The 14,874-nt window shown below is 54.5% G+C and carries 13 protein-coding genes and 1 riboswitch; of the genes, 8 read left to right on the top strand and 5 right to left on the bottom strand.

Annotated features, from left to right (window positions below; genetic code table 11):
- Positions 1-11: 11 nt before the first annotated feature.
- The 4 genes from RAC89_RS11400 to RAC89_RS11385 all read right to left on the bottom strand — a co-directional run bounded on the left by RAC89_RS11400 (position 12) and on the right by RAC89_RS11385 (position 5,177).
- Positions 12-1,133 carry an ATP-binding protein gene (locus RAC89_RS11400; RefSeq protein WP_306613549.1) on the bottom strand — a complete coding sequence of 374 codons (1,122 nt, stop codon included), beginning with the start codon at positions 1,131-1,133 and terminating at the stop codon, positions 12-14.
- 142 nt (positions 1,134-1,275) lie between these two features.
- The gene (locus RAC89_RS31650) at positions 1,276-2,166 is read right to left on the bottom strand and encodes a response regulator (protein ID WP_373429902.1); all 891 of its coding nucleotides are present in this window, start codon (positions 2,164-2,166) and stop codon (positions 1,276-1,278) included.
- 42 nt (positions 2,167-2,208) lie between these two features.
- Complete coding sequence (locus RAC89_RS11390) at positions 2,209-3,855, bottom strand: GspE/PulE family protein (RefSeq protein WP_306613548.1); 1,647 nt, start codon at positions 3,853-3,855, stop codon at positions 2,209-2,211.
- A gap of 46 nt (positions 3,856-3,901) precedes the next feature.
- Positions 3,902-3,993, bottom strand: a riboswitch (cyclic di-GMP riboswitch).
- 194 nt (positions 3,994-4,187) lie between these two features.
- Positions 4,188-5,177, bottom strand: coding sequence for a dimethylarginine dimethylaminohydrolase family protein (locus RAC89_RS11385; RefSeq protein ID WP_306613547.1), 990 nt, complete (start codon positions 5,175-5,177; stop codon positions 4,188-4,190).
- A gap of 124 nt (positions 5,178-5,301) precedes the next feature.
- Between RAC89_RS11385 and greA the strand changes: the two genes are divergently transcribed.
- Complete coding sequence (gene greA / locus RAC89_RS11380) at positions 5,302-5,778, top strand: transcription elongation factor GreA (RefSeq protein ID WP_284642903.1); 477 nt, start codon at positions 5,302-5,304, stop codon at positions 5,776-5,778.
- A gap of 275 nt (positions 5,779-6,053) precedes the next feature.
- On the top strand, positions 6,054-7,028 hold the full coding sequence (locus tag RAC89_RS11375) for a DUF72 domain-containing protein (RefSeq protein ID WP_306613546.1): 975 nt from the start codon (positions 6,054-6,056) through the stop codon (positions 7,026-7,028).
- 188 nt (positions 7,029-7,216) lie between these two features.
- On the opposite strand, the gene RAC89_RS11370 is transcribed toward RAC89_RS11375, so the two are convergent.
- Positions 7,217-8,092 carry an IS1595 family transposase gene (locus RAC89_RS11370; RefSeq protein ID WP_306613545.1) on the bottom strand — a complete coding sequence of 292 codons (876 nt, stop codon included), beginning with the start codon at positions 8,090-8,092 and terminating at the stop codon, positions 7,217-7,219.
- A 287-nt stretch (positions 8,093-8,379) separates the two neighbouring features.
- On the opposite strand from RAC89_RS11370, the gene RAC89_RS11365 reads away from it, so the two are divergent.
- The 6 genes from RAC89_RS11365 (at position 8,380) to RAC89_RS11340 (ending at position 14,761) form a co-directional block, all read left to right on the top strand.
- Entirely contained in the window at positions 8,380-9,372 is a 993-nt protein-coding gene (locus RAC89_RS11365; protein WP_306613544.1) for an NlpC/P60 family protein, read from the top strand.
- A gap of 71 nt (positions 9,373-9,443) precedes the next feature.
- Positions 9,444-9,710 (top strand): hypothetical protein, encoded by a 267-nt coding sequence (locus RAC89_RS11360; RefSeq protein WP_306613542.1) that lies wholly within the window; start codon positions 9,444-9,446, stop codon positions 9,708-9,710.
- A gap of 120 nt (positions 9,711-9,830) precedes the next feature.
- Positions 9,831-10,715, top strand: coding sequence for an SMP-30/gluconolactonase/LRE family protein (locus RAC89_RS11355; RefSeq protein ID WP_306613541.1), 885 nt, complete (start codon positions 9,831-9,833; stop codon positions 10,713-10,715).
- Positions 10,705-11,379, top strand: coding sequence for a serine/threonine-protein kinase (locus RAC89_RS11350; protein WP_306613540.1), 675 nt, complete (start codon positions 10,705-10,707; stop codon positions 11,377-11,379). The genes RAC89_RS11355 and RAC89_RS11350 overlap by 11 nt, the downstream gene beginning before the upstream one ends.
- A 75-nt stretch (positions 11,380-11,454) precedes the next feature.
- On the top strand, positions 11,455-12,228 hold the full coding sequence (locus RAC89_RS11345; protein WP_306613538.1) for a sporulation protein: 774 nt from the start codon (positions 11,455-11,457) through the stop codon (positions 12,226-12,228).
- A 145-nt stretch (positions 12,229-12,373) separates the two neighbouring features.
- On the top strand, positions 12,374-14,761 hold the full coding sequence (locus tag RAC89_RS11340; RefSeq protein ID WP_306613537.1) for a PAS domain S-box protein: 2,388 nt from the start codon (positions 12,374-12,376) through the stop codon (positions 14,759-14,761).
- Positions 14,762-14,874: the final 113 nt, after the last annotated feature.

Genomic DNA, 14,874 nt, shown 5'->3' with positions numbered 1-14,874 from the left:
TCCCGCCTGATCTATGAATGGAACGCTATTATCAGCTCAGGATGGGCGGCACCGATATCGCTGATTAGGCCGGACAGGACGTCTTTATCGAACGCCGCAGCGAAAATGTCCCGGTCCGGCCGGAAGGTGATGCTCGTTCCCGTTTCCTTCGTTACTCCCACTGTTACCAGGTCACTCTGAGGTATGCCGTGCTGATAATCCTGCCGTACAATTTTGCCTTCCCGCCGAACCTCTACAGACAGCCTCTCCGATAGGGCGTTGACCACACCCATAGTGATCCCCTTCTCCGAACCCGGGGAATGGTATGCTGCGCTGGCGTTTAGCCGGCTAAGATCAGTAAGGACATCCTGTACCCGGGATTTCTCCGTGCCGGGCAGGACATGCAGAGGGATGCCGCGCCCATTGTCAGCAATGGTGATCCCTCCGTCCGTTTGGAGGAACACGCCCACTTCACTGCAATAGCCCGCCTGATGCTCAAGAATGCAGTTTTGTAAGACGGCCCGAAACAGCAGGTGAGGATCGTACTCTCCTTGAGGTGCCCCTATGTAGGAGGCGACGTGGTTTCTGGTTTCCAGCATGTCGATATAATCGCTCGTATCAAGCAAGTCGGACGTTGCCGCCAACAGCAGAAGCAGGGGCAGGGAGCGATGAGGAGGTAGAGAGTACTTGCCGCCGCGGTCCTCCTGCACCAAAAGCCCGGCTCCGAGCAATGCTTTCATATGGTGGTAAAGCTGCCCCGTCGTACCCATCTGCAGACGCTCCACCAGCTCTGACCCGCTTAGAGGCTGAACCATGACGGACTTGAGAATATCAAGCCGCTGCTTGTGACTAATAGCAGCGAGCACTTTGGCGGCTTTCTCCCCGTCGAGCTCCAGAAGCTGACGAATCTGCCTCTCTTGGGGGTCCCAGCGGTAGCTTCGCTCTTCATCGCGGATATGGCCAGAATAATAAATAGTCCCCGCCCCGTCCTCCTCTGCCCGGATGCTTCCGAGAGCCGAATCCCTCTGCTCAAAACCTTCCTGAATCCTTTTGGAAGGGGAGGATCCTACAAGCTTGGTGACAAGCTGACGAAGATCATCCAACTGGAATTTTAGTAAATCCAGCTCTGCTCCGTAATCTCTGGCGGTAGCCAAGATACATCACCTCATCAAATTATTGAAATACGTAGTTACGTAACTACGTAAATGATAACATGAAGTGTTTTGTTTTGTAAATATATTCCTGGATGAATAAAAAAACGACCTTGAATTGAATTCAGGTCGTTTGGTGGGAGTGCTATTGCGCCATTTCCTTGGCTGCAGCCACCTTGCTGATCCCTGTGTGGATATCAAGCCAGCTGCTGAGCTGCCGGAAGCCGTCGAGCGAGAAGTGAACGATTTGTTTTTCCTTTCCTTCGCCGGACATTTCGATGACGATCTTGTTCTCGCTTTCGGTGCAAATGGCAATGTAATTCGAAGTTTCTCCCTGCGCCTCCTCCTGCCAATTGCACAGGTAACTGCTGGTAAAGCTCTTCACGACGCCACTCCCTTTGAATAAGTTAATGACTTTCAAACCGTCAGCTGCATGGCTTACCGCTTCCAGCGTCGGGGTGTGCCTACTCTCCTCCGCACAGCTAGGCGCCTCCGCCAGCTCCGACGCGGAGGTCTCTGCCTGAGGGGTCGCTACGGGTTCGGCAGCTTCCGAGGCTTCCACAGCCAGGGCCTCAGTCATAGCCTGCGCTTGCACTTCCGGCGTTGTCTCCACCGTCGCAGCGATAGCAGCATGGCTGTCCGACTCCTCCTCGGACGCCAGCGGCTTAAGATGCGGCATCGCGTACTTGCGAATGATCTCCTTCAGCCGCTCCGGGTTGAACGGCTTCATCACATAGCCTTTAGCCCCGGCATCCAGTGCGTCGAAGATCAGATCCTGCTGGTTGCTTGCCGAGCAGATCAAAATAACCGCTGTGGAATCGAGCTTTAGGATTTCCTTAATCGCATCGACGCCGTTCATCTCCGGCATGGTCAAGTCCATCATGACAAAATCCGGAATGAGCTCTTCATAGAGCTTAACGGCCTCACGGCCGTTGCTTGCCTCACCTACGACCTCATATCCGGACTGTCTTAAGCAATCGGCAACCATTCTTCGCATAAAGTTCGTATCGTCTACCACCAGCACCCGATAGGACATATTCCGTGGCCTCCTTTGTGTTTTCACTGCAAATTCTGTGCCTCAACCGCTGCTGATTTCACGCAGCACTTCATCCACTGTCGTAATGCCGCTGCGTGCCTTCATGAGACCGTCATAAAGCAGGGACTTCGAACCACTCTGCTCCAGCTGCTGCTTCAGTTCCTCCGGTTGGCGCCTCGATAACATCCAGCTTCGTAGTCCTTCCTCTGACGTCACCACCTCTTGAAGAGGAACATACCCCCTATAGCCGGTCTGCTGGCATAAGCTGCAGCCGCTGCCCCGGATGACCGTAGGCTTGCCGCTGATCTGGGCGGATACGAAGGAGCGGAAGTTTCCGATCAGCCCCTTGCTTGCCTTGCCGTCCTCCGGATGAAGCAGCCCATGGCTTTCGAATTGGGCGGCCTCCTCATCCGTGACCGGAACCGATTGGGCGCATTGCTTGCATACTCTGCGTACCATACGCTGGGAAACGACACAATGCAGGGAGGAAGCCGCTAAGTAGGGATCCGTTCCTCTATCCAGCAAGTGCTGAAGGGTCTCTGCGGCACTGCTGCCGAGGACACTCCCTATAATCAGCTTTCCCCCAGCTGCGGCGCGGAGCGCCATCTGCAGCATGCCCGGTGAAGAAAGATCATCGATGAGGATGGCGTTCGGCTCCTGCCTCAGCACGGAGCGGAGAGCCAGAGGGGCTGTGAGGCCGACTTCATCCTTCACTTCCACCTGCTGAACGCCGTCCAGCCTGCGCAGTACACGTTCCTCGACCGATGCGCATCGGAGCGTTTCTTTGTTCAGCTCCTCCATCAGCGTGTACAGCGTTGTCGTTTTGCCGCTGCCCCAAGGCCCTGAAACTAATATCAGTCCGGAGGGCCGTCGAATCGATTTTTCCAATTTATGAAGGTTCGGCTCGCTGAGCGATAGTTCGGAGAGCTTGCGGATTGCTTCCGAAGCATCGGTTACACTGACGAAAAGGCTCTCCCCCGCGGTGGTCGGCAGAGTGGAGAGACGCAGATCGACCGTCCTGTCCGCTACATGGACCCGCAGCGATCCTTCCTGAGGGAGCTTACGCTCCGAAGGGTCGAGCGCAAAGGCGTTCTTCATCCGTTCCGTCAGCCCAAGCTGCAGTTTAGAGGGCAGCGTTGTATGGGTTCGCATCGAACGGTCGATTTTGAATCGGACCCAAGCACCCTCATTCTGAGGCTCCAGGTAAATACCGCAAGCCGTTTGCCGAACGGCCTCCTCCAGCAATTGCTCCCAGAGATCCGTCGCATCCTGCATACCGTAGTGCCGAAGAACGGCTTGCTCGATTTCCGTTCTTGTCGCAAGACAGGGCTGTACCAGCAAGCCGGTTGTCATTTGGATGTCCTTAAGGGCCTCCTGATTCAGGGGGTCCAGCATGACCACCCTTAGTTTTCTCCCTTTGACCTCCAGCGGCATGACCCCGTGCTTACGGGCTAACGTCCCTGGGATCAGCTGCAGGGTTTGCTCGTCGAACTGAGCCTCCTCCATATTGACTACGGGGACGCCGAGCTGGAATTCGAGCGCTTCTACCAGCTGCCGTTCTGTGATAGAGCCGTTTAAGGTTAGCAGCTCACCCAGCTTTCGGGGCGTGGTCGCCTGCTGCAGAAGGGTCTGCTCCAACGTTTCCTTCGTAATCAGCCCGTTCATGATTAGAAGCTCGCCAAGTCGCATAGGGATCTCCTCTCTCTAGAAATGAACGCAAAAAAGCCAAGCACCTCCGAGCAACCCGGCTGTCCTGCCATCCCTGGGGATGGGGTAGACCCGTGGCTTTGCGTCCCCGACTTTCGTACGGGTTTGCCTTTGTTCCTTGTCTTGGCTTCCTACACACATCGTCAAATTTCACTTACTATCCATTGTACCAAAGCCCGTACTAATCGATATGAGGAGGGAGAATCAATTGTAACCGATACCATCATAGGCCTGAAGAGGGTCATGGCGACCTTTCAAACAAGGAATACAGTCCCCCCAGGAGGGACTTTTTTCCTTATGGGAGCCGATTGCTTTTAACATAAACTCCGGGTTAAGGGTAAGGTGACGCAGTGAATTCCGCCCCCCAGCTTATAGATTTCATCGACCTCTACGGGAATGACATCAATCCCATGTTTAGCAAGCAGGTCCATCGTACGAGCTCCGCTGCTGGAGAATAAGACCCTTCCAGGTTCGAGGGTCAGGGCATTGATCGTTAGGGGAGGATCCTTGGGATCTACATGCAGCAGCTCGATGTCGCGCTGGTGCAGCTCATCGAGGAACCAAAACGGCAGCAGCGCCGTGTTCACGAGAGCCTTGTGATGATCGATCGGCATAAAGGCTTCGTCCAGATGGATGATCGTTGAGGGCAAATCGATGACTAGGAGGCGAATTTGCTGCAAGGATAAAATGAACCGGATTTGCTCAATCCCCGCAGGGTTAACCCGTTCGGACCGGCCGATCAGCGCAGTGGCCGGATCCAGCATCATAAAGCTGCCGCCCTCTGCAAGGCCCGTTCCCTGAACCATGCCTAGGATTGGAATTCCCAGCCCTGCGAATGTCCGGGCAGCCAGCGGTGTCTCCCCATAGCGCAAATGAAGGGCTGGACGGGACAGGATAACACCTCCGGGTATTACCATAGCAAGGTCCCTCGTGAACATTCGCTCCGGGAGTCCATCGGAGGCTTCGTCCAGTGACAGGACTTCGATCCCCTCCTTCTTCAACGCTTGAGTCAAGCCGTCATATTGTGTTTGCAGCCGTTCCAGAGCAGGGAGCTCTTCTTGTCGGTAGTCACTAGGTGTGTTGCCCTTTACCTCTTCGTTGAATACAGGGCCGGCTTCGATTTCTGCCACATGGCGGTGCAGATGCAGCACTTCCCGGCCCGGACGATGCATCAGAATTTTGCCTATGCGGCCGATCTCATTCGATGCCCCCCAATAATCCCCCCATACTTCTCGAAGCATTTCCTTATCGTAAGAGGGCTTCGTCACCAAGTCCCTGGATAAATATCGTTTAGTAAGCTTCATAAGTGCAGTCTCATTCCTTTCCTCTCTTTTCAGTGTAACCACAGATCAACGGTTTCAGCCTAGGATTTGGGCAAAGAAGAAAGTAGTGGTACAATGGCAGGAGTATGATTATAGGAGATGAACCATGTTTAGCGAAGATGTTATTTTGACCAAAGAGGGGCTTGCGAATTTGGAGGCCGAGCTTGAGGAGCTCAAAACCGTAAAGCGTAAAGAGCTGGCCGAGCGCCTTAAGGTAGCCATCAGCTACGGTGATTTGAGGGAAAACAGTGAATATCATTCGGCGAAGGACGAGCAGGCGTTCTTGGAAACTCGTATCAAGACGCTGGAGAACATGCTTAAGAAAGCCCGCGTTGTGGAAGCCGGAGCCAATGATCTTTCGACGGTACAAGTGGGCTGCAAGGTGGTTCTCCATGATGTGGAGTTTGACGAGAAGGTGGAGTACCAGTTAGTAGGTCCGGCCGAAGCGGATGTGGAGAGCAACAAGATCTCGTACGAAAGTCCCCTGGGCAAGGAGCTAATGGGTAAGTCAGTCGGTAGTAAAATCAGCGTTCCGGCGCCGTCCGGGATTATCGAATATGAGCTGTTAGAGATCAAGCTGTAGGCAAAACAATCCAAATCACTCCAAATAGGGGTGATTTTTGTTTTTAACGGTTTTTGTTTGGGAGCCGTTGACAGGCTTGGCGGGCGTTGGATACGATGGTGCATAAGATATGGCTTTCAAGCACGCCTGAAGGTCGAGAAGCCGGGCGGCGCGGATGAGCTGCTGACGGCGCTGGAACCATGTGATGCATCAGCGCCAGACACGGGCTTATGGCGTACTATAGCGAGGAAGAGAACTATCGGACGATGAAGCGAGAATCGGGAGGGGATGAAAGGGTGGAAGAAAAAGGAGAAAAAGACACATGGGCAATCGGCAGAGCCGCAGAGCAGGTCCTGATCGGACTTGCCGGATGGGGCGACCACGATTCGCTCTATGCGGATACGGGCGTGACCGGCAGGGATAAGCTCCGGGCGTACAGCGGGCATTTTCCAGTGGTCGAGGTGGACAGCTCCTTCTATGCGATCCAGTCCCCCGAGACCTTCGCCCGGTGGGCTGAGGAAACGCCGCCGGGCTTCCGCTTCGTAGTCAAGGCTTACCAGGGGTTAACCGGCCACCAGCGGGGGCCGGAGATGGTGCGCCGCGCGCTGGCGGCGCTGAAGCCGGTGGATCCGCACCGCCGCGGGGTGCGGCCTTCTCCCGCTGCGGCCCCCCCGAGCCGCAGCGAGCTGTTCCGCGCGTTCCGCGACTCGATCGCGCCGCTGGCTCACGCGGGTAAGCTGCTGGCGGTACTGTTCCAGTACCCGCCCTGGTTCGACTGTACCCGCGAGAACGTGGAGTCGCTGCGCTATGCGCGTGCAGCGATGGAGGGGCTGCCGGTGGCGCTGGAGTTCCGCCACCGCAGCTGGTTTGCGCCGCAGCTGCGGGAGCGCACCCTCTCCTTCATGAGGAAGGAGGGGTGGGCGCACAGCATCTGCGATGAGCCGCAGGCCGGCGAAGGCAGCGTGCCGACCGTGCTGGAGGTCACGCACCCGGACCTGACGGTCGTGCGTTTCCATGGGCGCAACGTCGCCGGGTGGAATAGCACCGGCCAAACCGATTGGCGCGATGTGCGATATCTTTACCATTACAGTGAGACGGAGCTCGCCGAATGGGCAGACCGCCTTGTGCAGCTGCAGCGTCAGACGGCTCGCATTGCCGTCATCTTCAATAACAATTCCGGCGGTCATGCTGCCGGCAACGCCAAGGAGCTTATGCAGCTCATGGATATTGACTACGAAGGCTTGGGTCCGAGGCAGCTGGATCTGTTCTAAGGGAACGGTGATGATGCTTTGTCATGCGGTAGACCGCCGCTTTTGACCCTTATCCCTATGGCTCAGTAAGCGGCCGTTAAGAACCCGATGGGGATTCCAGAATTCCCCTTCCGCTCATTCTCTGACCACGAATTTCCCCATGGTGCACGGAGTTTAATGCCTCCTCCGTTCTAAAGATGGGGGGATGCTCAGGAACAGAAGCTAATCAGCTGCCTGTAGGTATAACGAGGCATGTTCATGCACAGGTGTGTTAACGAAGACAACACAGCTCCATCCCTGGAATGGTTGATTCGATAACAAAATTCGTCAAGATAGACCTGCAGATGCTTGCGACCGAGGCCCTTGAAGGTCCGGTTCATCCATCGACTTGCACGACCGGCCAGCTGAAGCAGCGGGACAAGCCTGGCGGAGCTATACCTTTGGGTTACGTAGGTTGCCGTGGCTGCGGAGCTGATTTCATTCTGTGTGAAGGCCTTGATCGCATCACGGTGAACGATTCGATTCTGAATATGCTTCTTGGAAATCAGCTTCATTTTGACATAGTCAGCGCCATCAGGTGCGGTTGAATTGCTTCCGGTTCCGACAAAGAAAGGATGCTCTGAGGGGGAAGCCTGAAACGAAGCGTTCAAAGGCCGGTTATAAACAGCCGCATTTACTTGCACAATGCCCAGCAGGAGGTTCTCCATGTCAGCGGAGCCAATGGCATAGCGAATTTTTTGCAGCATGGTCCAGGCTGTTTTGTAGGTTACACAGATGATCTGGCTCAGTCGTAGGGCCGAAGTCCCCATGTCGGAGGCAACCAGAGCTAGTGCAGTGAACCATTTGGTAAGGTCGGTTTTGCTTCCTTCAAAGACGGAACCTGTCAGTAGGGAGGCTTGATGGCGGCACAGACGGCATTCAAACAGGGGGAGCCTGCGCGTAGTCGTCACATAACAATGGGGATGGGCACAGCGAGGGCAGCAATAGCCGTCAGGCCATTTCCATTGAAACAACATAGTAACACATGCGTCCTCTGTCCCTGTAGGAAACAGATGGGCTTCCGTCAACCTAACGTTGAAATCCATACCGTTCTTTGCCCCCTTCGTTCCTATTTTACCAAACGTATGTTCTTATTTCAACTGTGATTTTCCAATTATTTAAAATGTGTTACTGACCGTGTTCTGAGCCATGGGGATAAGGTTCAAACGAGATCGCCAAACCCCAATTCTCCCCAGCACTCGGCTCCCTTTCAAAGACCCTCCCTCCAAACCAAGCCTCCCTTGCGAACCTTATAGCATCAGGATGACCGGCCCGGGTTAGCTGGATCGCGAATTGCCCGTCCGGGTCCATTCAACAGGAGGCTCAATTCAACATGACTCGTACTCGCGCAAAAAAACATTGGCTGCTCCCCGTTACGATTACCGCAGGCGTTGTTGCCGCCTCACTTATCGCGCCTTTCTCCATGGCCGCTGAGCTTCTGCAGCTGCAGGTGAACGTAGTCCCCTTTAGTTGGAAGGTAAACGACCGCACCTTCGAATCTACGGAAGGTTATAAGGACGGCGCGGAGAAGCTTCCCGCCAGCTTGAACTATAAAGGCACAACCTACATACCGATCCGGCTGCTTGCTGAAACGCTAGGCTACCAGGTCACATGGAACGACGCCACCAAGACGGCAACCATCGCAAATGCGGCTGCCGGCGAAGATGACCCGATCTCGGATATCCCTGTCAGCAACGCGAAAAGTGTCTCGTATATTCCAAACCCGGCCACACTTACGAAGGCTGCCATGTGGCTGGCTAAGCCCGACGCGGCTGCGGCGAAGCTCGGGATCATTCCCGCAGGCACTCACGTCAGCGTAACGAAAGAGGAGAACGCAGATTGGCTGCAGATCTCTATGGACGGACAGACAGGCTTTATTCCGGCCTCTGCCGCAGCTTACCGGCGTGCAGCGGATCGTCCGGCGTGGGAGCAGAAGGCGGATGCGATCATTGCGGAGGGCCTCCGCTACCTAGGAGCACCTTACGAATTCGGAGCTTCCACGAAGCAAACCGCGACGTTCGACTGCTCGTCTTTCCTGAAGCATATATTTGCGCAGGAGGGCTATACTTTACCCCGGGATTCCCGCCAGCAAAGCCGCATAGGCAGCGACATCAAGCTATCGGAGCTTCGCAAGGGCGATCTGATCTTCTTCACGACACCACAGCGGAAAAATAAATCCGGCATCGAGCAGATAGGCCACGTATCCATGTACCTAGGAGACAATTTGATGCTGCATACCTTCCGTGTAGGGATCGGCGTCACGGTAACCGAATTGGACAGCAATTGGACGAATCGAATCGTGAAGGTGAAGCGCATCTTGGAATAGCCGCATAAAATGGCTGGTTTTACCCCACATTAACTTCGATCCTTATCAAGGAAGGAGGGCGTGGAGCCGCCATGACTACTCAAGATTCCAGTCTTCAGTCGCAGAATCCCATCTCGCAGGCTCAAAATTCTGTAGATACAGCGCATAATGCCGTAACGCAGGCACAGTCGCATCCATCCCGTCAGATGCTTCGCCAAGCGGATGCCGCTGTGGATCGGGCCGAGAAGGCTGTAAGCCAGGCACTCGATCAAGGCAATTCGGAGGCCGTTCAATTGGCAGCCGAACAGCTGGCAAACGATGAGAATGACTTGAGCGCCATCGAGCCGATGAAAGAGTAACCGAAAGACTCCGGTCGTCCTTAGTACATCAGGGCGTCCCGAGTCTTTTTTCATTGCCACAAGGCAGAAGGCCTATGCTACAATGGTAAGGAATGGAACGAATCTGAGGAGGTAGCGATTGTGATAGCAGAGCCTGGACTTGAACTTCTCCATGACGAACAAGCGACGCTTGGCGAAGGCCCGGTATGGGACCATCGGCAAGGCTTACTATATTGGGTAGACATTATCGGCAAAAGGGTGCACCTCTATGACCCGAAGCTTCGCAGCAATCGTACGATTCAGCTGGAACAACTGGTAGGTGCTGCGGTGCCTCGTAGAGAGGGCGGCCTGGTGCTGGCCATGCAGAACGGTCTTCACTTACTGGACTTGGAAACCGAGCAGCTCCGATTTCTCGTCGATCCGGAGCAGGATCAGCCGGGCAACCGCTTCAACGACGGTAAATGCGACAGCGCCGGCCGATTCTGGGCAGGGACGATGGATATGAAAGAGGAAGCGCCCCGGGGGTCGCTCTATTGCTTGGAGCCGGACGGTACACTGCACAAGAAAATCTCCGGCGTCACTACCTCCAATGGACTTGGTTGGAGCCCCGATGACCGGATCATGTACTACATTGACTCCCCTACCCGCAAGGTTAGCGCCTTCGACTTCGAGCTCTCCACAGGAGCAATTTCGAACGGCCGCACGTTGTTCACGATTCCGGAAGGAGAGGGCTTCCCCGACGGTATGACCGTCGATGCCGAAGGCATGCTTTGGGTCGCGCAGTGGGACGGCTGGCAGGTATCCCGATGGAACCCGGCGACGGGCGAGCGCATTGGTCAAATCAGGCTGCCGGTCGCCCGTGTCACCTCCTGCACGTTCGGCGGCGACAATGATGACGAGCTGTATATTACAACCGCCCGGATCGGCTTATCCGAGCAGGAGCTTGCCGAGCAGCCCCATGCAGGTGGTTTGTTCCGTATTCGGCCGGGTGTGAAGGGAAGAGCAACAAGCTTTTATGGCGGATAAACAAGACTGGCAGGAACCGTCCGAGGAGGACGGGATCCAAGCATATATTCAACTGATCGAGCAGGGCCTGATTCCCGAATTTCACGTAGAGAGCGAGGATCCGCACGATCCGGTGGAGGTGCATTACCTGCCAAAGCCATGGAAGCTCCTTGGTGCGGGGAATTACGCCGCGGTAGCGATGCATCCGGACTACCCTGACCGGGTGGTCAAAATGTATGCTCCCGGCCGCCCGGGACTCGAAGAGGAAGCGGATGTGTATCGGAGACTGGGGAAGCATCCCGCTTTTTCCGAATGCCTGTACTATGGGAACAACTATCTGGTTCTGCGGCGCTTAACGGGGGTTACCCTGTATGATTGCATCCGGCGGGGCATTTATATTCCTCGGCAGGTGATCGCCGACATCGACATGGCGCTTGATTACGCCAGGTCCAAGGGACTGAATCCTCACGATGTCCATGGAAAGAATGTGATGCTGAAGGACGGCCGGGGTATGGTGGTGGATGTATCCGATTTTTTGAAGCCGGAGCCGTGCAGCATGTGGGACGATCTCAAGAAGGCCTACGATACCTTTTATTTCCCGGTGTTTCATAATCTTCCGGTTCCGGGCAAGGTGCTGAACATGGTGCGAAAGGGCTATCGTTATCTTAAGAAATTTCGAGATTGAAACCTCGTATGACCCGTTCCGTATTGTAAATCAATCGGCATCATGGGATGCTTATCAATCGAGGGGGAATTCCAAATGTCTTTCTTTAAAAAAATGATGGCTAGCGTCGGCATCGGCTCGGCAACGGTGGATACCCGATTGGAGTCGGCGGAGGTCGTCATCGGAGAGGAGCTTCGCGGTGTAGTTGCGATTCGCGGAGGCCAGCTGGAGCAGCAGATTGATAATATTTACTTATACATTAAGACGCATTATATCAAGGAAGAGAACGATACCAAGGTAACGAAGGAGGCGGAGGTAGCCAAATACCTCATTACAGAGGGATTTGTTCTGAAGCCGAATGAAACGAGAGAAATTCCGTTCGCTGTGCCGGTTCCTGATCGTACCCCGGTATCGTACCGCAGCACGAGGGTATGGCTTGAAACAGGGCTCGATATCAAAATGGCCCTTGACCCGACGGATCGGGATTACATGGAGGTGCGAGCCAGCGACTCCATGCAAGTGATTCTGGATGCGCTCGATGTGCTGGGCTTTCGATTGCGCGAGGTGACGAACGAGTATGCTCCGCGGCTCGGTATGGGCTTGCCGTTCGTCCAAGAGTTCGAGTTCGTGCCGACCAGCAAGTTTCGGGGCTCGCTTGACGAGCTGGAAGTGCTCTTCTTCCCGCGCGGGGATGACCTTGAGCTGTATATGCAGATTGACCGCAAGGCGCGAGGGCTCAGGGGGATTTTCGCGGAAGCGATGGAGATGGACGAGAGCTTTATCCGGTTTACTATACCGGGCAGCGAACTTCGCCGCGGGGCCTACGAGGCGGCCGATCGACTGGAGCAGCTGATTGCACGTTATATCTAAAGCATAACATTGACAGGCCTCTGTTCTTTTCATAGAAAAAAGAACGGGGGCTTGTTTCGTTATGGAAAGGAAGGAATTGAACGGGCTTTATCGAATACAGAAGAGTATCTTACTTAAACTTTCACCGGGAAGCAGGAGAATTGCAATGCATCAAAAGCAGGTTAACGTGTTGATTGTCGATGACCGACCGGAAAATTTGCTAGCTATGACCTCCACGCTGCAATCCCCCGACTATGCCATCGTCACGGCCGGATCCGGAGAGGAAGCTTTGCGGCTTGTACTCAAGGATGACTTTGCGCTGATTTTGATGGATGTGCAGATGCCGGGACTCAATGGCTTCGATACGGTCAAAATGATTAAATCCCGCGAGCTTTCGAAACACATTCCCGTTATCTTCGTCACGGCGTTAAGTCATGCAACGGAGCATACGGTGCGCGGCTATGAGGTAGGCGCAATTGATTTTGTATTCAAGCCGGTTCATCCGGCGGCTTTGAAATATAAGGTGGAGCAATTTGTGCAGCTGTACGCCGACCGTCAGCGGCTCAAAGCTCAGAAGGAACTGATTGCTAACCGGACGGAGGAGCTGCAAGCGGCGAACACTCTGCTTCTTGAGACGACTAGGGAACTGAGGAAGATGGAGGCATTGGCCCGTGTTGTCGGCGAAACCTCTGTCGATTCCATTCTCGTTGTGGATGCGGAAGGGAAAATTATGAGCGCCAACCCGGCCATCAAGCCGATGCTGGGCTACCAGCCGGAGGAGCTGATGACCAAGCCGTTGAGCGTTCTCCTTCCGGATGCCGAGCAATGGTTCGGCACAAGTGTCAAGGCTCAAGAGGCGCTGATCGGAAGAATCGGACGCATCTCTGAGAAACAAGCGGTGCGCAAGGATGGAAGTACGTTCCCCACGGAGGTTCAGCTCGGGGAGGCGCGTATTGAGGATCGCTCCATCTATGTATGTTCAGTAAGGGATATTACGGAGAGAAAGCTTCAATATATGCGGCTTGAAGAGGCCGTGGCGCAGCGGACAAGCGACCTGCAGGGGGCCAATGCCAGGCTGAAGGAGGAGATGCAAGAGCGCTCCAGGATGGCTGAGCAGCTGAAGAGCTCTTATGATCAGATCAGCGACATTTTGGAAAGCATCACGGATGCGTTCTATGCACTCGATGCGAATATGCGCATTCACTATTTGAACGGATCTGCCGAGAAGCAGATTGGTGTCAGCCTAAATATGGCGTACGGACGATCGCTTTGGGACTTCGTATCCAAGGAGAAGAGCCGGACCTTTGAGCTGGTACAAAGATCAATTAAGGAGCAGCTTCCGGTCAAGGAGGAGCTCTATTCGCTTCTGACGGGGGGCTGGATCGAGGTCCGCGTCTATCCGACGGCTCATGGGGCCAGCATTTATGTGACGGATACTTCGGAACAGAATCGGATGAAGCTCGACGTACAGTATTCGCAGGAACGGTTCTATAAAATATTTAAAGCAAGTCCCAGCTTAATGGGAATTCAATCGCTGAGCGACCATTCTTATCTGGACGTGAACGAAAGCTGGGTTCGCCACACGGGATATACCCCCGAGGAGCTTATTCAGGGAAAAGCGGATTTGCAGCTGACGGTGGAGCCTCAGGAATCCCAAGGTCAGCATTATTCGGTAGACGGAGAAGGCACCGTGCAGGATCTGAAGGTTAGTTATGTGACCAAGGCAGGAGAAGTCCGCGTCGGATTGCTTTCCACGGAAATTATCGAAACGCTCGGAGAGCCCTGCGTACTCACGGTAATCACAGATATTACGGACCGGGTGGAGCTGGAACGGGAAATTGCCCGTCTGGACCGGCTGCATATGATCGGAGAGATGGCTGCGGGCATTGCCCATGAAATTCGCAATCCAATGACGACCGTACGCGGCTTCCTTCAGCTGATGCGGGCGAAGAAAACGCTGCCGGGCCGGGAGATTCTAGACATCATGGTGGAGGAGCTGAACCGGGCAAACGGCATTATTACGGAGTTTTTGGCGCTTGCTAAAAACAAGACCACCGACCGCAGGCTGCAAAGTCTCAATGGGATTGTGGGAGCGATCGTTCCGCTGATCCAAGCCGAGGCCACACTGGCGGGAAAAACCGTGTCCATGAAGCTTGGAGACGTTCCGCAGCTGGCATTGGATGAAAAGGAAATCAGGCAGATGATTCTGAATTTGGCGCTGAACGGTCTGGAAGCTATGGAGGCAGGGGGGACATTAACGCTGGCTACTTATACAGATAACGAAGGAACCATGCTGGAGGTACGTGACCAGGGACATGGGATGAACCCTAATGTGCTGCAGAAGCTGGGGACGCCGTTCTTTACCACGAAGGAAACAGGCACGGGGCTTGGACTCGCCGTGTGCTTCAGTATTGCGGCTCGGCATCAAGCGCGGATTACTTGGCAAACCGGAGAGGTCGGCACGATTTTTTGCGTCCGTTTCCCGCTGCATCCCGACATGGAGGATCTGGAAACGGGCCATGCAGGCATACTGGCTTCCATCCATACTTCATAGAAGATTTGCAAGCTGTCCGAGGCCTGAGCCTTGTGGCAGCTTTTTTTTGTAATTTGCACATTGAAGCATACATGAAATGGGGTTTATTGTTAAATGATAAGCTTTGTATGTCT

Source organism: Paenibacillus sp. GD4 (genome assembly GCF_030846225.1).
GTDB lineage: Bacteria > Bacillota > Bacilli > Paenibacillales > NBRC-103111 > Paenibacillus_G > Paenibacillus_G silviterrae.
The sequence above is the reverse complement of the archived record's forward strand: the minus strand, read 5'-3'. Positions and strand labels throughout refer to the sequence as shown.